Source organism: Liquorilactobacillus mali KCTC 3596 = DSM 20444 (genome assembly GCF_000260415.1).
Taxonomy (GTDB): domain Bacteria; phylum Bacillota; class Bacilli; order Lactobacillales; family Lactobacillaceae; genus Liquorilactobacillus; species Liquorilactobacillus mali.
The window spans coordinates 35,052-54,380 of record NZ_BACP01000049.1; the positions used below are offsets into that span (position 1 = coordinate 35,052).

Here is a 19,329-nt window from a genome sequence, read left to right on the forward strand (position 1 = left end):
AGTTAATCGGGTTACACTTCTTTAAGAAATTGAATGTTAAGAATCAACTTTTTCCCATTCTCTCCTAAGTAATGACCAGACATTTTCATCATGAAACCCATCAGCTAACAACTCATTTGCTCGAAGTGAGCCATCAAAATGAAATCCGGCTTTTTTTGCAACACCATTACTACGTGCATTATCTACTGCTGCGTGAATTTCGACTTTATGAACACCATAGTCTCTAAAACCAAGATCACATATCCCTGCAACAGCTCGATGCATAATACCATTACCTACATATTCAGTTCCTAACCAATAACCTATATCTGCGTATTGATTTGTTGTGTTAAATTTATTAAAACTAATCATTCCTACAGGTGTATTTTTGTACAGAATAACCGTATTCAATGAGCACGTATTACCAAAATTTTTTAAGATGCCTGTAAGAAACTTTTCCTCATCTTCGACACTTTTCATTGCGGGAACCCATGGCAACCAAACTTGTAACTCTTGTCGGCTTTTTTCAATAATTTGAAAAAGAGGCTCGGAGTCGATTTGGGGCCTAGGTAATGCGAGACTTACTTCAGAATCAATTTTGTGTATAAACATGTTTTCTCTCCTTAAAAAGTATTAATTTCAGTGTACTTTATCGGATACCTAAATTTCAATTCATTTTTTTCGACTGCCTGTATAGTACTTGCCAGTCATAGGTTGTAGAAACATAATTTCACATTTTTTCACGATTGACAACGATTGGAATTTGGTCTTTAATGATCGTAAGAAACTATTGAGAAGAGATTCGGTTTCGTTATTTTTAAGAGAGCACAGGCAGCTGAAAAGGTGCAGATAACGACTGATGAAAATGAACTCAAATTACTGTTGGGTGGTGCAAGCTGTTCGACCGGTGAAATCCGTTATCATTTTTGACAATATATGTCACCGAGATTTATCAGATGATAAATGAAGAGCAAGTGGTACCACGGTCAACCCGTCTTGCACTATGAGAATAGTGTTGGGCGGTTTTTTTTGTTTGTTGTTTAAAAATAAAGAAAGAAGTGTTTTTTATGCGAATTACTGCTGTAGCTGAAACTCAATTTTTAGAAAAAGTTTTTCAAAAAGCCGGATTCTCTGCTACTGATGGCTCTTTATTAGCTGATACCCTGGTAGATGCAGATTTAAGAGGAATTTCTTCTCATGGAATTCAACGACTTGATTGGTATATCCGAATGGTTCAGGATGGGACCATCAAACCACAGAATCAAGTCAAGACTTTAAAAGAGACCGATACCAGCATGTTGCTTGATGCTAATGGAAATATGGGACAGATTGCCTCTGCTTTAGCAATTAATAGCTTGATTAAAAAAGCCAAAACTACTAACGTTGCCATGGCAGTTATTCGCAACTCAAATCATTTTGGAACTGCAGGGTATTATTCTCGCTTAGCTGCTCAAGCCGGTTTAATTGGTATTTCAACTACTAACACACGGCCACTTGTTGTACCAACTAATGCAATCGAAGCCTTTTTGGGTTCAAATGCTTTTGCTTTTACCTTCCCGGCTGATCCCCATCCTTTTGTTTTTGATGGAGCTACATCAAGTGTTTCTAGCGGTAAAATTATGGTGCTTGCAAAAAATCAAAAACCGATTTCGGGTGAATGGGCAGTTGATGGTGAGCGAAATATCATTCACGATTCTAAAAAAGCCGCTGAAATTTTATCCGAAGTCGCTTTTACTGAGCACCAATCCGGCGGTGGGGTATTAACCCTTGGTGGCAATAAAGAAGAAAATTCAAATTACAAGGGTTTTGGTAACTCACTGGTCGTTGAATTGCTAACTGGTATCTTAGCACAAGGTTCAATTTCGGCTGATACCAATACTGGCAAGCATGATTTCAGTCAATTCTTTATGGTGATCAATCCAGCCTTTTTTGGCGATTTGGCAACTTTGAAAGCTAATGCTGAGAAAATGTTTGAGCGTATTCGGAATCTAGATCATATTCCAGGAACCCATATTATGATTCCTGGTGATCGTGAATATCGTAACTACGATTATAATTCAGAGCATGGTGTAGTTATTGATCCGAAAACCACCCAAGAAATTACCGCAATTGCTGAAAAATTTGCGATTGAATTGCCACAAAAGCTTTGAAAATAATATGTAAATAAAAATGTGACATAAGCCGATAAAATTCGAGCACTAACACAAAATTACGAACACAGTTTGCAGCTTGTTATGAAGTAATTTGAAGTTAGTACTCGAATTTTAATTTACGGATACATTTATATGCAATCAAAAAAGAGACTATTCCTGTCGTACTAGCAGATCAATAATTGCTTGCCGCTCAATTTTACCAAAATAGGGTTGCAAATCCACATTGATTAGGGTTTTGGTGATTGCATTTCGATCATAACGGACACCAATTAATTTTTCAGCAAATTGCTTAACATCAGCCTGTCCTAAAAAATCACCAAAGACTTGAAGATAGCTGATATGACCATGCTCAATCTTCAAGCGAAAATCAATCGTTCCTTGAGTAAAATGCTGGCGATGCTGGATTGCAGCTTGTGGTGAGTTCCCATAAATCCAATCCCAGTTACTGAAAATTTTCTGATTGATAGCCTCAACAGCCTGCTTAGCAGCGTCATCTAAGATATATTCATTAGCCTGTTTCAAGTCGTTTACCCGCAAAATTTTTTGTGCCAGTGTATCACGAAACTCCTCAATTGTTAGCTGCTGATATTCTGGAGTGAAAAATGGTTTGAGATTGGTAACTCGACTGTGGACCGACTTAATTCCTTTGGCTGCAATTTTATCTTTTGGCACATTCAACGCTTTTTCGATTACACTTAAATCGACGTCATACATCAAGGTTCCATGAGAAAACATCCGGCCATGTTCTAAGCGCATGGCGTTACCTGAAAATTTCTTATCATCAATCTGCAAATCGTTTCTACCAACTAGTTTTGCTCCAATTGCTCCCATTTCATGTAGAGCAGCAATTACCGGTTCGGTAAATTTTGAAAAAGCACCATTAGAATGTCCATCATCCTTTGTAATAAAACTAAAACTGACATTTCCAAGGTCATCAAATACTGCACCGCCACCAGAGGTACGGCGTGTAACAATTATCTGTTGCTGTCGGACATATTCCAAATTCACTTCTTCATAAATATTCTGATTGCGGCCAAGGATAATACAGGGGGAGTTAATATAAAAATAAAGAATTGGTTCTTGCAAGTCGGCGTGTTCCATTAAGTAGGTTTCTAAAGCTAGGTTATAGCGAATATCTCTTTGATCAGTTACCAAGTATTTCATTCGAATTCCCCCTTAGGGATAAATTCATCAACCAATTCAATCTTGACATTTTGGTTTTTGATTAATAATTTGGCAACTGGGCAGCGTTGTTCACAAATACCTAAGATTTCTTGTGCTTCTTGATGTTCAACCTGTGGTAATTTAACTTGCGCATGTAGCCAAAATTGAAAGCCTTGATAGTCACGCCCCATGTCAACTGCTACCCGAACAACAGCTTGATGTGACAAATTTCTCCGTTTTTCTTCTGCTTCAAGAGTGGCATTCAAACATGTTGCTAATGCTGCTCCAAGTAACTGTTCTGGGTTAGTTCCAGGGACTGAACTCAATGGATTGCTCGTCAATTGATTGAATTCACCACCAGTCAATGACCGGACATGACCGGAAATCCCAGCTTTATTTTCAATTTCTGTATGATAGAGTGATTTTTGTTTCATAAAAAAGGTCACCTCGACATTATGATTTCGATTACATTTGCTGCTATTATAACAAATTTACTTATATCAGGGTAAAAAATACTTTGCTATGGGTAACTCGGGGTTAGACGGAGAATTTTGACTTACGGAACACATTTATACGAAATAGAGGGGCTGGCTCAAAAATATAACTTTTGACCCACCCCCCCTTTATAATTCTTTGTTAACGCTCAGATAAGTATTACTTTATGGAAAATTTACCTCTTTCTTTTCTTATAAATAAAATATCCTATTATAAACAATACAACCAAAACTATCAGTGAAATTTTACCATAAGATTCAATCAAATTAATCACATGCGGCCATGCATGACCAGCCATTCTCCCAACAAAAATCAACACGGTGTTCCAAATGAGTGCGCCAAGAGTTGAAAAGATAACGAAACGACCAAGAGGATAGTCAGCCATTCCAGCTGGGACTGAGATTAGACTGCGGACAACTGGCACGAACCTTCCAAAGAATACTGCAGAATTTCCATGGCGATTAAAAAAAGATGCTGCTCGCTCTAAGTCTGCGGGCTTGAAGTGTAATATTTTACCTATTCGTCCCGCTAGGATTCGTTCTAAGCGTTCAACTGAAATGATTTTGCCAAAGAAATATAAAACCAAAGCACCAATTAAGGCACCAATTGTGGCGGCAATAATACTGCCGATAATATTTAACTTGCTGGAAAGGGTCATGAATCCTGTGAATCCAAGAATTACTTCAGAAGGAATCGGTGGAAAGATATTTTCAAGTGCAAGTAATAGGGCAATTCCAAAATAACCATAATCATTAATAATTTGTGTTAATAAAGATGAGCTCATAGATACTCCTATTTTTTCTTCTAATTCTACATAACTGGCACTAAAAGGTCAAAGTTGACGAAGTAACAAAGATATTAGTCATATAATAGCCAAGAAAAAATGTTATAATTACATGTAACGAATTGAAAGCGAGGAATTGGTCGATGGGCAAGAAAACTTGGCTTATAATCACTTTATTTATAGCAGTGATTTTTATTGGCTATGGTTACACGAAGCGTGTTGAAGCTACACAATATTACAATAACGCTATGAATGCGGGCGCGAAAACTATTAGTGATGCAAGCTACCATCGAGCTGAGAATCATTTTCGCAATGCATTGAAGAAGAAGCCAAATGATAGTTCTGCAAATGCGCATTTGGAACAATTAGAAGAGTATCAAAAGGGCTTAACTGCAATAAAAAATCAAGATTATAGCAAAGCAATTGTTAATTTTAAAAAAGTGACCAAGATAAGTAATGGATCACAAACACTATTACTTAGGGCAGTTTCTAAAGAAATTGAGCTCAAAGAAGTTGTACATGAGCTTAAAATCTTCAATAAAACATACAAGCGAGCAAAGGTTTTGGCGACTAACTATGAGTACACTGCTTCAAATACAAAGCTAGCTGTGATTTTGGGTTATGGAAATATTACACAGTCTTATTATCAAGATATTAGGAAAAAGGCACGTAACTTAGAACACAGTAATAATCAAGTACTTGCTCGCTTGGGATATAATGTTTCAAGTGCAGATGAATCAAGTGAAAAGAAGGTGGCAACGGATATTTTGCCAACTATTTCTTCTTCACCAAGAGACAGTTCGTCTTCTGCAAACCCAAGAAAGATTACTAGTGTACAAATCAAGCAGGCACGCAAAGAAATTGCTAGTCAAGGAATTGATGTCAAGGCATTTAGCGATGCAGACGTCAAAGAAGTGATTGAACACGCACGTGAACAAAATATGTCTGTGAGTGAGGTTGCGCGCGAGTTTAAATAGATAACTGTTGAAACAATGAAAGTACTTTAGGCAAACAGTGTTAGATGCAGAGAGGATACATTTATCTAAAATAAAAGGAGCCAAGTCAAAAGTTAACTTTTGAGACTTGGCCCCCGATAAGTATCTTATTCTGTTAAGTCCCTGTTGAAGTATACAAGGGTACGTGTTGAAGCCGTCAATTCGATTTTTGTTAAGCCAGCATTGTATGGTTCGTTCAATGAGCTTAGATTACTAATTCCTAAAACAGCATTCAACAGTAATTTAATTGTGAATCCATGACTCGCAATCAAAATATCTTGTGTTGGATATTTTGCCGCAAGCTCAGTAAGAAAACCATTTAGTTTTGCAGTAATTGATGCAAAATCATCACCATGGGAAACTTTTTCGGAACCTGGCAGCAGGTTCCTTTTTTCATCGAAAAATTTGGCAAAGCGTCGATGTATATCAGTAACCTTTTGACCATCCCAATTACCATAATCGAATTCCTTTAAACGTTCATCAAAAATTGTAGTGGTTTTAGGTGAGATGATTGCGGCGGTTTGAGCCGCTCGCAGTAATGGGCTTGCAAAAACTAAGTCAAAATGCAGCATCTTTTTTTCAAAGGCATCGCGGACATGTTTTGCTTGAACTTGTCCTTTTTCAGATAAGGGCGTATCGATTAGGCTTCCTTGAAGTATGCCTGCAGCATTTGCTTCACTTTGACCATGGCGCACGATATAAAGAGTCGTCATTATGTACCTCCAGAAAGAATTAAGAATTTTAATTTACAGAAACAAAAGAATTGAATTTCAAGTACTTATAATGGAATCGCATATGTGAAAATTCAAAGGGAGTTCCATCATCAAGGAAGAATATTCCCTCCATAATACCAGTAGGCTCAGTCGGTGACAGACCCAACAATTCCTGATCATTTTTGGTCGAGGGTTCGGCAAAGACGGAAAGGAATGACTTAGTGACTGATTGATGATGGTTTTCCTGCAAGTAATTGAAAATTGAACTTTCGATTGTTGATTTAGTTAATTCAGGTACTATTCTAATGGGAATATATCCTGTTTCAATCATAAAAGGCTGATCTTCGAATAATCGCAGCCGGACGATTTTGTATACAAAGTCATCGTGTGACAAGAATAGGTCACGTCGCAGTTCATGATTAGGCTTGATAACCTCAAAAGAAATAACTTTGATTTTCGGACTCTGACCATTCATCTTAAAGTTATCGGTAACACCTAGATTAGAGCCTTCCTCATAATTAAAGACAGATTCATTTTTTAGATACAACGGATTAATAAAGGTTCCAGCACCACGTTTCCGAAAAATAATGCCGTCACTAGCCATACGATTAAGTGCCCGTTTGACTGAACTGCGGCTCACGTCATACTGTTCACTGAGGGAGCGTTCATCAGGTAGGCGCAAGTCTGGAAAATTTCCTGCAAATATTTTCTTTTTTAAATCGGTAATTAATTGCTTATATACTAGTTCTGACATAGGATTGCCCCTTCTTAAGTTCTAAATAATAGTTAAGCACAAGTTAATAAAAACAACAAGCCCAGATAGGTGATCGCATGGAAGTACTTATGATTTTTGGCAAAAGATTACATTTTAGTATTAATTAACAATTTAGCAAGCATTACTGGTAAAATAGTTGAGAGAGACTGATAGTCTTCCAAATACAAATGAAACAAAGGTGTGATAATAGTCACACTCCTCAAGGAGGAATAAACATGGCAATTTTAGTTTTAGGCGGTGCTGGGTACATAGGCTCGCATACTGTAGATCGTTTAATTGAACGTGGAACAGAAACGGTTGTTGTAGATAGTCTGATAACAGGGCATCGTGCAGCCGTCAATGATAAGGCAAAGTTTTACAAAGGAGACATTGCAGATCGTGATTTCATGCGTAAGGTTTTCAAGGAAAATCCTGCGATTGATGCGGTTATTCATTTTGCGGCCTTCTCAGTGGTTCCAGAGTCTATGAAGAATCCGCTTAAATATTTTGATAACAATACTTCAGGGATGATTAAATTATTAGAAGTTATGGTTGAAGCTGGTGTTAAGAAGATCGTCTTTTCTTCAACTGCTGCGACTTATGGAACTCCAGAGAGAACCCCAATTAAGGAAACTGATCCGCAAAAGCCTATCAATCCTTATGGTGAAAGTAAGTTGGCAATGGAAAAAATCATGCACTGGACAGACCTTGCTAATGGAATAAAATTTGTTGCATTGCGTTACTTCAATGTTGCAGGTGCAAAACCAGATGGCAGCATTGGAGAAGACCATAATCCAGAAACTCATTTGTTGCCAATCGTTTTGCAGGTGGCTGCAGGGACACGTGCAAAATTACAGATTTTTGGTAATGACTACAATACTCCAGATGGTACTAACGTCCGTGATTATGTACATCCGTTCGATTTGGCAGACGCTCATATTCTGGCGGTGGAGTATCTTGAAAAGGGCAACGACAGCACTGCTTTCAATTTAGGTTCTTCAACAGGATTTTCAAATATGGAAATCTTGAAAGCTGCTCGTGATGTAACCAAAAAAGAAATTCCAGCAGAAATCGCCCCAAGACGTGGTGGAGATCCTGATACATTAATTGCAGCATCGGACAAAGCACGTAAGGTTTTGGGATGGAAACCACAATTTGATGATATCCACAAGATTATTGAGACCGCATGGAAGTGGCATTCAACACATCCAAATGGTTATAATGATAAGTAAGAGATAACAAAAAAAAGCATTACTGTTCGGCTATCAAGCCGAGCAGTAATGCTTTTTTGATGATGTCAAACATCGAATTCAAGAGTTACATGAATTTAATATTAGAAATTAAAGAGCCTCGATTAAATCAGCAGCCTCATCAGGTGATAATGGGAGATAGTCCAAACCTATGACATTTTCATCTAGAACAAGTTTGAAGTCCCCATCTAATTTGGTAGCTAACGAATGCAAGTTGTTAAGTTGTTCTGACTCAAAACGATTAAATGAAAAATTACGCTTGTTCTTCATAGTGTTCTCAAGTTCCTTACAGAAAATAACATCCAAGAAATGTCCGTTTTCTTGATTGGATAGGCGCCATTCAGTATCCTTTTCAACACGTGCTTCTGTTTTTTCTATTACTGTATTATTCATAATGAATCCTCCTTGTAGATTCCGTTGAACATAAGAATGATAACTATAAAGTATCACTAAAAAAATATTTTTACAACAAAAAAACTCAAATAATTAAAAATTGGTATTATTAATTAAATGTGGATGTTTATAAGCGTAGTCAAGGGTTTTCAAGTGTATTTGAGTATTTGCTGAAAATTGGTATTTGTTATAATATGGGGTGTGTCTTAGATAATCTGTTTCAATGATTATGTTTTCAAAAGAAATGGATTCACAGGAGGAATCTTGATATGTCATATGTTGAAAAATTGGTACGTGAGAAATTTCCAACTAAACAAGCAATAATAACAGAAATAACAAACTTAGAAGCAATTTTGAATCTGCCGAAAGCTACGGAACATTATGTCAGTGATTTACATGGTGAATTCAATGCATTTGATCATACTTTGAGAAATGGATCGGGTAATATTAAACAGAAGATTGAGGAGAACTTTGCAGGCAGGTTGACGCCCAAAAACATTCAAGACTTTGCTACGTTGATCTATTATCCTGAAGATGAACTGGTATTTCAAAAAAGTGAAATGCCAGATCAGGAAACACTGGAACAATGGTATCTTAATACAATTTCGAATTTGATTGAATTGCTGAAAATAACTGCTACAAAATATACAAGATCAAAAGTTAGAAAGGCACTAAATCCCGATTTTGTGTATATCACAGAAGAACTTCTTTACAATGACCAGCAAGAACATGATAAGAGAAACTATTATAATAAGATTCTGCGTAATTTAGTAGAGCTGAATCAGTCGGATTATTTTATTACAGCAACTTGTTATACAATTCAAAGACTTGTGGTTGATCATCTGCATGTAATTGGAGATATCTATGATCGGGGACCAGCACCTGATAAGATAATGGAGACACTTATGAAATATCACTCGCTTGATATTCAATGGGGGAACCATGATGTCTTGTGGTTGGGAGCGGTAGCTGGTTCGGCACTGTGTATGATGAATCTCTTAAGAATCTGTGCAAGATATAATAACCTTGCGATTATTGAAGAAGCCTATGGAATCAACTTAAGGCACTTATCAATGTTTGCTGAGAAAAATTATGGAGACAATGCTGCATTCAGGCCAAAAACGCTTGAAAATGCAGACTTTGTAATGCCGGATGAGAAACTTCAAATTACACAGATCCATCAAGCTGTGGCAATAATACAATTTAAGCTTGAAGGACAATTAAAAAAGCGTAGGCCAGAATTTAATCTAAATGACTTGGCTTTACTTGACCAAATTGATTGGAATAAGAATGAGATTGGGATAGATGGTGTTAATTACAAATTAAAGAATGGCTGTTTTGGAACTGTTAAGCATGATGCGCCATTCGAATTGACACAAGAGGAAGCAGAAGTTGTCCAATCACTGCTTAATTCGTTTATGAATGCTACTAAATTAAGGAAACATTTAGATTTTCTAGTCAGCAAGGGCAGTATGTATAAGGTCTATAATGGCAATTTATTGTTTCATGGATGTATCCCAGTTGCAGAAGACGGGACATTCCAAGCATTTGAGTATGAAGGAAAGTCTTATTCTGGGAGAAAATTGCTAGATTTTTGCGAGCAAAAATTAAGAAAAGCCTACCGCAAACCGCACAAAGGCGAAAGCGTTGTTGCCGATATGATTTGGTATTTATGGCAAGGGTCGTTGTCACCTCTTTTCGGGAAACACTGTATGACAACTTTTGCACGCTATTTTATATCTGAAGATGAGCCTAAGGTTGAACACAAGAATGCTTACTTTGAATTACGTAAGGAAGAGTGGTTCTGTGAGCAATTACTTAAGGAATTTGGACTTAATCAAGAAACTGGTCATGTAATTAATGGACATACACCGGTGAAAAAAGAACAAGAACCAATTTTGGCGAATAAGAAAATGATTGTGATTGATGGCGGATATTCAAAGGCTTACCAGCCTATTACAGGAATCGGTGGATATACTCTGTTGTACAATTCTTATGGTTTACAGTTAGTTACACATCATCCTTTTACATCCAAAAATGATGCTGTGAAAAATGGTTGTGACATCATATCTACTAGAAAAATTGTCAACCAGGAACTTGAAAGGCAGACGGTAGCTGACACGGATATCGGCAGAGAAATCAAAAAAAGTCTTGAAATGTTGCGTGAGATATTGCGTAGTTATGACAATTGAATTATAAGTTTTTGAATGAGTTTGTTTAGCAGTACCACCTTGGATTACCTTTCTTTGACGTGGAAATAGAGAGTGAGACTTTTGTGGCCAATTAGTTGAATTTGGATACAAAATACGGATAAAAAAGTATATTTGTTTGTAACTTAAAAAAAGCCACGCAAAAAGGGTTTTGTCATTGCCTATTTTTAGGTACAATGAAATCGGGGAATACTAACAAACTTAGGAGTGGTCTTTTGGGAATATGGGAGAAATTTATTGCTAACGTACGATTACGGCGGACAGTTGTGTTACTGGCCGTAATTTTTGTTTTATATGAGATGCGTGAATTGTTAAGCTTGATATTATTAACATTTATCTTTACTTTCTTAGTAATTAGTTTAACTAATTTCATTAGAAAGTATCTAAAAATACCGGCACCGTTAATTGTTTCTGTCGTGTACCTATTAATACTGGGTTCCTTATACCTTGGAGTAACAATATATTTGCCTAAACTTTTCTATCAGACGGAGTCAATGGTCAAATATGTGATAGACTTTTATCAGAAACCGTCATTCAATGGAAACGAAATCTTACGTTATATTAATAGTTATATAAGTACATCAACTATTGTTTCACAAATGAAAAATGGAGTAACAATTCTTTTCAAGTATCTAACAAGTATTGGCTCAATGGGTGTAACTTTCTTATTGTCGCTGTTCTTAAGTTTCTTTTTCACAATTGAAAAAAAGAGAATGTTTAGTTTCTCACGTAGCTTTTTGAAGGGACCATATGACTGGTTTTTCCAAGATATATATTATTTTGCTGAGAAATTCGTTAACACTTTTGGAATAGTTATTGAAACACAGTTTATTATTGCTATTGTGAATACAACGTTGACAACGATCTGCCTTGCAATAATGCAGATGCCTCAGCTATTCAGCTTATCCTTGTTAATCTTTTTGATGAGTCTTGTCCCTGTGGCAGGAGTCATTATTTCTGCAGTTCCAATGAGTATTATAGGTTATTCAGTTGGTGGGCTTAATTATGTATTGTACATTGCTATCATGTTACTGGTAGTACACTCGTTGGAGTCTTATGTCCTTAATCCTAAACTGATGTCAAATAAAACAGAACTCCCTATTTTTTACACCTTTGTAGTATTATTTATTTCAGAGAAGTTTTTTGGAATGTGGGGATTAATTGTTGGTATTCCAATTTTTACTTTCTTATTGGACATTTTAGGAGTAAAACCCATTAAGAGGAAAAAAGCTGCACTAGGTAAAATCAAGGATAAATTGAGTCATAAGGAGTAGATAGATTATGAAGGTTGCTGATTTTGTAGAAAAGTATGCAGTTGAACGTAAGAACACAGATTCGGTTAAATGGGACGGGATGAAGGACAGCTTTGGAACAAATGATCTTCTTCCCATGTGGATAGCTGATACTGAGTTCAAGGCCCCAGAAGCAGTCATGTATGCCCTAAAAAAAAGGATTGAACATGGTGCTTATGGCTATTCATTGACACCCGACAGCTACTACGAAACATATTTTAAGTGGCAGCAAGAACGATATGGAACAGAATTACATAGGGAATGGATTCGTTTCGGGTCAGGAGTGGTCCAGTCAATCAGTGCACTCGTAAATGTCTTAACGCTGCAAGATGATGTAGTAATGGTGCTACAACCTGTGTATCATCCATTTATGCATGTGATTGAGAATAATGAGCGCAAGCTAGTTGTCTCAAATCTGAAGAACGATAATGGACACTATGAGATGGACTTTGATGATATTCGCGCTAAGATTCAAAACGAACACGTTAAGTTATTGATTAATTGTTCACCACACAACCCGGTTGGAAGAGTGTGGACATCGGAAGAACTTGAAAAGTTGTTCGAAATTTGTCGTGAAGAGAAAGTATTGGTAATCTCTGATGAAATTCATCATGATTTGATTATTGGAGACAACAAGTTTGTTTCGGCTATCTCAATCAAAGATGGATTTTATCGTGATAATATTGTGATGCTTGATGCGGCATCCAAAACATTTAACTTGGCTGCATTGCAGAGCAGTCATGTGGTGATTGCAAATCCGCAGATTCGCGAACGGTATGATGAGTATGTTGAAAAGATGTGTTTGCCAAGTGGAAATTTACTGGGTGAGGTCGCAGCAGAGGCTGCTTATCGTGAAGGAGCAGATTGGCTATCTGGAATGCTCGGGCTAATCAAATACAACTTTGATTATGTTAAGAATCAATTTGCTGAAAATGAACCAACAATTAAAATTGCTGAACTTGAAGGAACTTACTTGGCATGGGTCGATATGCGAGCAGCTGTGGCTCCAAGCAAGTTGCATCACTTTATGCAGCATGATGCAAAACTCGCGGTTAATTATGGTGAGATGTTTGGAGCAGCTGGAAACGGATTTATCAGATTGAATCTTGCAACAACTCCCGAGAACGTTGAAAAAGCGGTCAATTATATATTGAAAGCTTTGAAAAACTAAGAATTTTTTTCACAATTTATAACTTGTTTGGACTATGAATTTTCAAGTTTTCAGTGTAAAATGTGAGTTGTAAACAAATCATATAATGAAAGAGGTTTTTGCTAGTTATGACAAAATTAGTTTTTATCCGTCACGGACAAAGTGAATGGAACTTGAAGAACCTTTTCACCGGTTGGGTTGACGTTAACTTAAGTGAACAAGGTGAAAAAGAAGCTAAGGAAGCTGGACGTAAGTTAAAAGAAGCAGGAATCCAATTTGATCAGGCATATACATCAGTATTGACTCGTGCTATCAAGACATTGCATTTTGCTTTGGAAGAATCAGGTCAGTTATGGGTTCCAGAAACAAAATCATGGCGCTTAAACGAACGTCATTATGGTGCATTGCAAGGTCAAAACAAGGCAGAAGCTGCTGAAAAATTTGGCGAAGATCAAGTGCACATTTGGCGTCGTTCTTATGATGTCCTTCCTCCACTCTTGAGTGCTGATGATGAAGGTTCTGCAGCACAAGATCGTCGTTATGCAGACCTTGACCCACGTGCTATTCCTGGTGGTGAGAACTTGAAAGTTACTTTGGAACGTGTTATCCCATTCTGGGAAGACGAAATTGCTCCTAAGTTACTTGAAGGCAAGAACGTCATCATCGCAGCACATGGTAACTCATTACGTGCTCTTACAAAATACATTGAAGACATCTCCGATGCAGACATCATGGGTGTTGAAATGGCAACAGGTCAACCAGTTGTTTATGACTTGGATGAAAAGTTGAACATTGTAAGTAAAGAAAAACTTTAATAATAAACGATAATAAATAACAAAAGCCATGGTTCCCCTCAAAGGGGCATGGCTTTTTTATGTCTCCGATGATTGCTGGAATATTGTTACTTTTTGTTATGTTAGATTATTTTAAAGTGTCAATAACTGACAAGAGACGAAATGTTAAGTGACATATTTTTGACAAATGCTGCGAAGGTTTGGTGTTGTGGAGAATGAATTAAAAAAGTATACCTTAATGGCTCAAGCGACCCAAAATTTTTATAGAATGTTCAAACGTACGTTTGCTTTTTCAGGAATCCAAGTTTAAGATAACGTCAAGCCTACAGGAAATATTGCGTATATTATTCAAGGCGGATTTTGGTGTAAGGGAATCACACCAGAGAAATTTGATGGTAAGTTCTCGGCTGATACGTCTTCTGCAGTGACTAGAAACAGGACTAGCAGCTCTAATAGCGGTGATTAAAAATGAGAAAAATTAAAAAAAGAAACCAACAATAATAATCCGAGATTCATAAAAATTGCACCAAGCCAGACAGAAAATGTAATTTTTTTTATTAGTGGTAAAATTTTTTGGTCGTATTGGATAGTCAAATTAACAATATTAGGATTTCTAAGAAGCACTGGCTTTTTATTTTTTATCTGTGAATGTAAATTAATACTTTTTCTTTTTAAAACAATATAGGACAACAGCCAAAATATTCCCCATAACAGAAATAGTACAAAGAGTAGCGGCCTAATTTGGGTGTAAAATCCAGAATAAAAAAGGGCTACAATAATGGAGAAAAAAAAGAGTAGAAGGTTGAAAGAAAATGTCCTGAAAAAAAATAAAAGAAACGGGTAGCTATTAATAGCAGAGAGAGACTTGATTTCATCAATAGAAATTAAATTATCTTTTTTATAATTTTTAATCAAAGATGTATATTGAATTTTAGGCTTATTGATTTTTTTTAAGGCTTTAGATGCTCTTCTTGAAAATATCAGCATCATAAAAATGCACGACGCAGCAAGAAGTAATAAGGAAAAATTAATTCCAATATAGGAATACAAAGGAATTCCTTCAATATTATTTTTATCAAGTATATCACAAGTACAAATCTTCTAATTAACGTTTCTGCTGGCTTCTTTCTAATTCAAGGCAATGGGTTCAAAAATAGAGGTAAATTAATCTTTAAATATATATTATTATTTTGGAACTCAATTCTGAATTGGGTTCCTTTTTTATTTGTCATAATCATAGGACAAGTTCAAGTCATAATGTACCTCCGAGTGTAATGCCACTGTTAAGTAGCGAATAGCTCATAGTGTGTTTATGATTAATTTTAAAGATAAGTGAAAAGAGGTGGATAGTATTAATGAAAAAGGAAGGGGAGATTTATGAAGGACAAAGGGGTAGATATTGAAGCGCTCCAAGATTTTTACAAGGGATTATGTGAATTGATTGGGGTGAAGCCTTAGCATTAAGACATGAGGATATCAATTAATTTAAGTGTGAGATAGCAATTGATAAATCATGGGATTCGATGCATAACTTGTTTAAAGAACCCAAGACGAAGAATTCAATTCGTACGGTTCCAGTAAGTCGGGAAGCAATGAATAAGAGCGTCAAATGGATTGAAATTTATCGTAGAGAGCTTTTCAGACGAGGAGTTGCGAATCCAGAGCAGCTATTGTTTCAGACTAGACAAGCGAAACTTCCAGATGCAAAAACAGTTAACTCTGCATATCATCAATTACAAAAGCATTTAGGCATGGAGAGTAAATTTTCAACACACACAACGAGACATACTTTGGCTAGTATGATGTTAGCAACAGGAGAGGTCTCTTTAGCATATATTTCATATTATTTAGGCCACGCAAATATAATGATAACGCAGAAGTATTACATTGGACTTTTGCCATAACAGGTTGAGAATGAGAGTACCAAAGTCATTGGGATTATCGGCTTTGGATACAAGCAGGGGAGACCTTGTTTTTTTATTTGTTTTAAGTGTACAAAAAAAGTTAAAGTGAATAATGCTTGTTTTTTCTGGGCAACAAGTTGTTAATATTCTATCGTCACCTTAAAGTAATATAACTTAAAAAACACTTTAAATATAAAAAGTAGATACTTAATCCTAAAAACACAGCTTATTATTGATTATTTTAATAATGAGTAGTACAATCTCGTCAAGAATAATTTATTATATCTAAATAAACGAGGTGAACTCTTTGCTGAAACTATTATCACTTAATAAAAAATCAACCATGATTTGTTACGTTTTACTTGATGCCATTATTTCATTAATTTTGATACTAACCCCATACATAACAAAACTCTTTGTGGATAGCGTTCAAAATAAGCAAACTCAATTATTTATTCCTTTGAGTATTGCATTAGCCTTAAATTTTTTGATTAGCCAGATAGCCTATTACTTTACTGACATAGTGAAAGGAAAGGCAGAAAGAGAAGCCTGGGACAAAATCACTTGTAAATTGAACAATCGGCTTACAACATACGATCCAAAAAAACGGTAAAACCAGACAAAGAAATCAGCCAGCAACTTGGACAGAACTATGAAATCATCAAGAATTTCATCAGCTATTATCCTGTTCAACTTCTATCACAATCTCTAACTCTTATTGGTATTTTTGTCATGTTGAGCCTTATTTCTTGGAAAATAGCATTACTAATCATTCTATGTGTTCCGGTTTTTATTTTAGTGTCAAATAAGTTCTCAACCAAACTATCTAATTATAGTTCAGACACCGTTAATACAATGCAACAACAAAAGGAGTACTTAGAAGATTCAGCTAAAATTTCCTTTACAAACAGATTTAATAACCACGGATTACTGATTCCATTTGATAAATTATCCACCAAGTATAGACAGGCTAAAAAAAAGCAGACACGTATGGAATCAATCTATTCCAACATCTTTTCCTACGCTCTGCTCAATTTAATTATTATGTTAGCAACTATAATTTCTGGATACCAAGTTTTGCATCAACAGATTACAATTGGAAGCCTTTTTGCTGTAACTCTTTATGTCTCACGATTTTGGACACCAGTTGAATTTTTACTGGAGTTCATCAGTGAATATTTTGTTGCCCGCAATATTATCCACGGTTTCAATGCTTTTTTGAATATCGTGCAAGTCAGCTATCGGCATCAGCCAATTGATTCCATTGAAATAACAAAGTTTGCTACTCTGGATAATACAAAACAAATGAACCATAGGCCAATCACGCAGATTTTCGAACGGGGCCATATTTACGTAATTGTTGGCAAAAATGGAGCTGGAAAAACCTCGCTGGTGCTGTCAATTTTAGGACTGAGAGAACATTATACTGGTCAAATCAAAATGAATGGTTTCAAAATCAATTCAAATTTTGTTTATTCACCTGCGGATCCCCCTATCTCTAAATACATTCAATTAGGTTCAACAGCCACACTATCATCTGGTCAAGCCAAAATTAAACAGTTAGAATCTAATTTACATGAAGATAAAGATGTTTATATCTTTGATGAACCAACCAACTTTTTGGATACCGAACACCGTGAATGGATTGCAAAGCAGTTGCAAAACTTACGAGAGCGAAACAAAATTGTGCTCATCATCTCCCATGACGAAATGATCATGAAGTTAGGTGAAATAATAAGTATAGAAAATTGATTTTCATATCTACTGAAAGGAGGTGAGAACTATGAAAATAAAGTTTACCATTTTGAAAAAAGGCATTCGTTCTGTACGAGAGGACAAGTGTCCACAGCGTAGTCGTTAACTTTCATAATATATGTGTAAAGTTGGAACAAATACCACAAAGAGGAACTTAATTGTAAAATTGGTTCCTCTTTTTAAGGAGTGAAAATCAATGGACACATTTTTTACATATAGAACCCCCAATTCTGTTATTGTTAAAAGCTTGTCAACTGGTGGAATTATTGAACTATCTAGAGACGACTATGACAATCCAAAGACTAACTTTAAAACTCTGATTAACCAAGTAAACGCAATTACACCATTTTATAAATCATCTAATAAGCTTACTAAAACTCTGGATCTTATGATAGTAACGACGATGAAATGCAACTTGACATGTTCATATTGTTTTGAAAATGATAAAAGTAGGGATATTTCTATATCAGCTGATCAAACAAATAAAATAATTTCATATATCGAAAAGTGTATGCGTTCTGGACATTATGACAGCTTGGATATATGTTTTACTGGTGGAGAACCATTATTAAGTTATAGACATATTAGAAGTATTGTTGAAATACTAAATTATGAATATGCATCACTTGATATAAAATACTCAATAATTACCAATGGTACCCTCTTAAACAAATCGATTATCACTTTTCTGTCTAACAACAAATTTACTGTCCAAATATCATTTGATGGTGATAAATACTTTCATAATTTAGAACGTAAGTACACAAATGGATTCGGTAGTTACGAAAGACTTATGACTAATGTTAACTTATTAATGTCTTCGGAACAAGAGGTTAGTTTAAAAATCAGAATAAATGTTACTAAACTTAATTATAATAATTTAAATAATCTTTTTGATGATTTGTCAAAATATCATAATCAATCACGCCTATCTATTTACCCAGATTTTGTTGCTGTTTCTCCCACGGAAAAAACGTATATAAACCAACAGCAAAAAATTAGTATAATGAAAACTATCTTTATACAATTATATGAAAAAGGATTCAACATCATTGGGCCTATTATGATTGGTGGCATGTGTATGTATAAGAATGATTATTCGACAACAATTCATGCAGACGGCTCTTTATACAACTGTTATTCTGTTGTTGGCAACTCCGCTTTTGAAATTGAAAATATTGAGGACACCAATGAGATACCTTCCGGTATTGGAGATATGTGCTCCGATTATACATGCCCTTTTCACGATCTATGTTATGGCGGATGCCCTTATAATGAACTTGTTCTTACAGAAAAAATGCAGAAAGATTGTCAAAAGGAATATTTATCAGAAATGAATACATTAATGTTTAAAAAGGACATTTCTGATTTGTATCAACAACCAATATACAAAGTTGAAGACTCTAACATTTCAATAATCAGTATTTAGAGTAATTGCTCTTATCCTAGTATTTGGTACACAAATATTTAGACAGTTGTGCCATAATAAAATAACTAGGATAGGAGTTTTTATATGAAACGATATACTGATGATTTTAAAGCCA

The 19,329-nt window shown here is 35.6% G+C and carries 18 protein-coding genes; 11 read left to right on the forward strand and 7 right to left on the reverse strand.

The features are described from left to right. Window positions 1–36: 36 nt before the first annotated feature. The gene (locus GSM_RS09010; RefSeq protein WP_010078139.1) at window positions 37–591 is read right to left on the reverse strand and encodes a GNAT family N-acetyltransferase; all 555 of its coding nucleotides are present in this window, start codon (window positions 589–591) and stop codon (window positions 37–39) included. A gap of 455 nt (window positions 592–1,046) precedes the next feature. Between GSM_RS09010 and GSM_RS09015 the strand changes: the two genes are divergently transcribed. After that, window positions 1,047–2,129 (forward strand): Ldh family oxidoreductase, encoded by a 1,083-nt coding sequence (locus tag GSM_RS09015; protein ID WP_010078140.1) that lies wholly within the window; start codon window positions 1,047–1,049, stop codon window positions 2,127–2,129. Between the two features lie 153 nt (window positions 2,130–2,282). Here the strand turns inward: GSM_RS09015 and lplA are convergent, their stop codons facing one another. The 3 genes from lplA to GSM_RS09030 all read right to left on the reverse strand — a co-directional run bounded on the left by lplA (window position 2,283) and on the right by GSM_RS09030 (window position 4,575). After that, the gene (gene lplA / locus GSM_RS09020) at window positions 2,283–3,296 is read right to left on the reverse strand and encodes a lipoate--protein ligase (protein ID WP_010078141.1); all 1,014 of its coding nucleotides are present in this window, start codon (window positions 3,294–3,296) and stop codon (window positions 2,283–2,285) included. Next, a complete protein-coding gene (locus GSM_RS09025) occupies window positions 3,293–3,730 on the reverse strand; it encodes an OsmC family protein (protein WP_010078142.1) in 438 nt (145 codons plus the stop codon). Before GSM_RS09025 ends, lplA begins: the two co-directional genes overlap by 4 nt. A 236-nt stretch (window positions 3,731–3,966) precedes the next feature. Next, complete coding sequence (locus tag GSM_RS09030; RefSeq protein WP_010078143.1) at window positions 3,967–4,575, reverse strand: DedA family protein; 609 nt, start codon at window positions 4,573–4,575, stop codon at window positions 3,967–3,969. A 143-nt stretch (window positions 4,576–4,718) separates the two neighbouring features. Here GSM_RS09030 and GSM_RS09035 point away from each other — a divergent pair, with 143 nt between their 5' ends. Further along, the gene (locus GSM_RS09035; protein WP_010078144.1) at window positions 4,719–5,552 is read left to right on the forward strand and encodes a hypothetical protein; all 834 of its coding nucleotides are present in this window, start codon (window positions 4,719–4,721) and stop codon (window positions 5,550–5,552) included. Between the two features lie 125 nt (window positions 5,553–5,677). Here GSM_RS09035 and GSM_RS09040 read toward each other — a convergent pair whose 3' ends face one another. Both GSM_RS09040 and GSM_RS09045 read right to left on the reverse strand, forming a co-directional pair. After that, entirely contained in the window at window positions 5,678–6,283 is a 606-nt protein-coding gene (locus tag GSM_RS09040; protein ID WP_010078145.1) for a histidine phosphatase family protein, read from the reverse strand. 28 nt (window positions 6,284–6,311) lie between these two features. Further along, window positions 6,312–7,037: a GntR family transcriptional regulator gene (locus GSM_RS09045; RefSeq protein ID WP_010078146.1), complete on the reverse strand. Its 726-nt coding sequence runs from the start codon at window positions 7,035–7,037 to the stop codon at window positions 6,312–6,314. A 236-nt stretch (window positions 7,038–7,273) separates the two neighbouring features. On the opposite strand from GSM_RS09045, the gene galE reads away from it, so the two are divergent. Next, the gene (galE, locus tag GSM_RS09050) at window positions 7,274–8,269 is read left to right on the forward strand and encodes a UDP-glucose 4-epimerase GalE (RefSeq protein WP_010078147.1); all 996 of its coding nucleotides are present in this window, start codon (window positions 7,274–7,276) and stop codon (window positions 8,267–8,269) included. Window positions 8,270–8,377: 108 nt separating this feature from the next. Here galE and GSM_RS09055 read toward each other — a convergent pair whose 3' ends face one another. Beyond that, window positions 8,378–8,680, reverse strand: coding sequence for a hypothetical protein (locus GSM_RS09055; protein ID WP_010078148.1), 303 nt, complete (start codon window positions 8,678–8,680; stop codon window positions 8,378–8,380). A 269-nt stretch (window positions 8,681–8,949) separates the two neighbouring features. On the opposite strand from GSM_RS09055, the gene GSM_RS09060 reads away from it, so the two are divergent. The 8 genes from GSM_RS09060 to GSM_RS09105 all read left to right on the forward strand — a co-directional run bounded on the left by GSM_RS09060 (window position 8,950) and on the right by GSM_RS09105 (window position 19,214). Beyond that, entirely contained in the window at window positions 8,950–10,872 is a 1,923-nt protein-coding gene (locus GSM_RS09060) for a fructose-bisphosphatase class III (protein WP_010078149.1), read from the forward strand. 233 nt (window positions 10,873–11,105) lie between these two features. Beyond that, on the forward strand, window positions 11,106–12,164 hold the full coding sequence (locus GSM_RS09065) for an AI-2E family transporter (RefSeq protein WP_010078150.1): 1,059 nt from the start codon (window positions 11,106–11,108) through the stop codon (window positions 12,162–12,164). A gap of 7 nt (window positions 12,165–12,171) precedes the next feature. Further along, on the forward strand, window positions 12,172–13,353 hold the full coding sequence (locus tag GSM_RS09070) for a MalY/PatB family protein (protein WP_010078151.1): 1,182 nt from the start codon (window positions 12,172–12,174) through the stop codon (window positions 13,351–13,353). A 107-nt stretch (window positions 13,354–13,460) separates the two neighbouring features. Further along, a complete protein-coding gene (locus GSM_RS09075) occupies window positions 13,461–14,147 on the forward strand; it encodes a 2,3-diphosphoglycerate-dependent phosphoglycerate mutase (RefSeq protein ID WP_010078152.1) in 687 nt (228 codons plus the stop codon). Window positions 14,148–15,649: 1,502 nt separating this feature from the next. Then, window positions 15,650–16,030, forward strand: a complete 381-nt coding sequence (locus tag GSM_RS14220) for a tyrosine-type recombinase/integrase (RefSeq protein ID WP_029327413.1) — start codon at window positions 15,650–15,652, stop codon at window positions 16,028–16,030. 307 nt (window positions 16,031–16,337) lie between these two features. Further along, the gene (locus GSM_RS09095) at window positions 16,338–16,643 is read left to right on the forward strand and encodes a hypothetical protein (RefSeq protein ID WP_010078155.1); all 306 of its coding nucleotides are present in this window, start codon (window positions 16,338–16,340) and stop codon (window positions 16,641–16,643) included. Between the two features lie 14 nt (window positions 16,644–16,657). Beyond that, on the forward strand, window positions 16,658–17,782 hold the full coding sequence (locus GSM_RS09100; protein WP_268869529.1) for an ATP-binding cassette domain-containing protein: 1,125 nt from the start codon (window positions 16,658–16,660) through the stop codon (window positions 17,780–17,782). Window positions 17,783–17,981: 199 nt separating this feature from the next. Next, window positions 17,982–19,214, forward strand: a complete 1,233-nt coding sequence (locus tag GSM_RS09105; protein ID WP_010078157.1) for a radical SAM/SPASM domain-containing protein — start codon at window positions 17,982–17,984, stop codon at window positions 19,212–19,214. Window positions 19,215–19,329 lie beyond the last annotated feature (115 nt).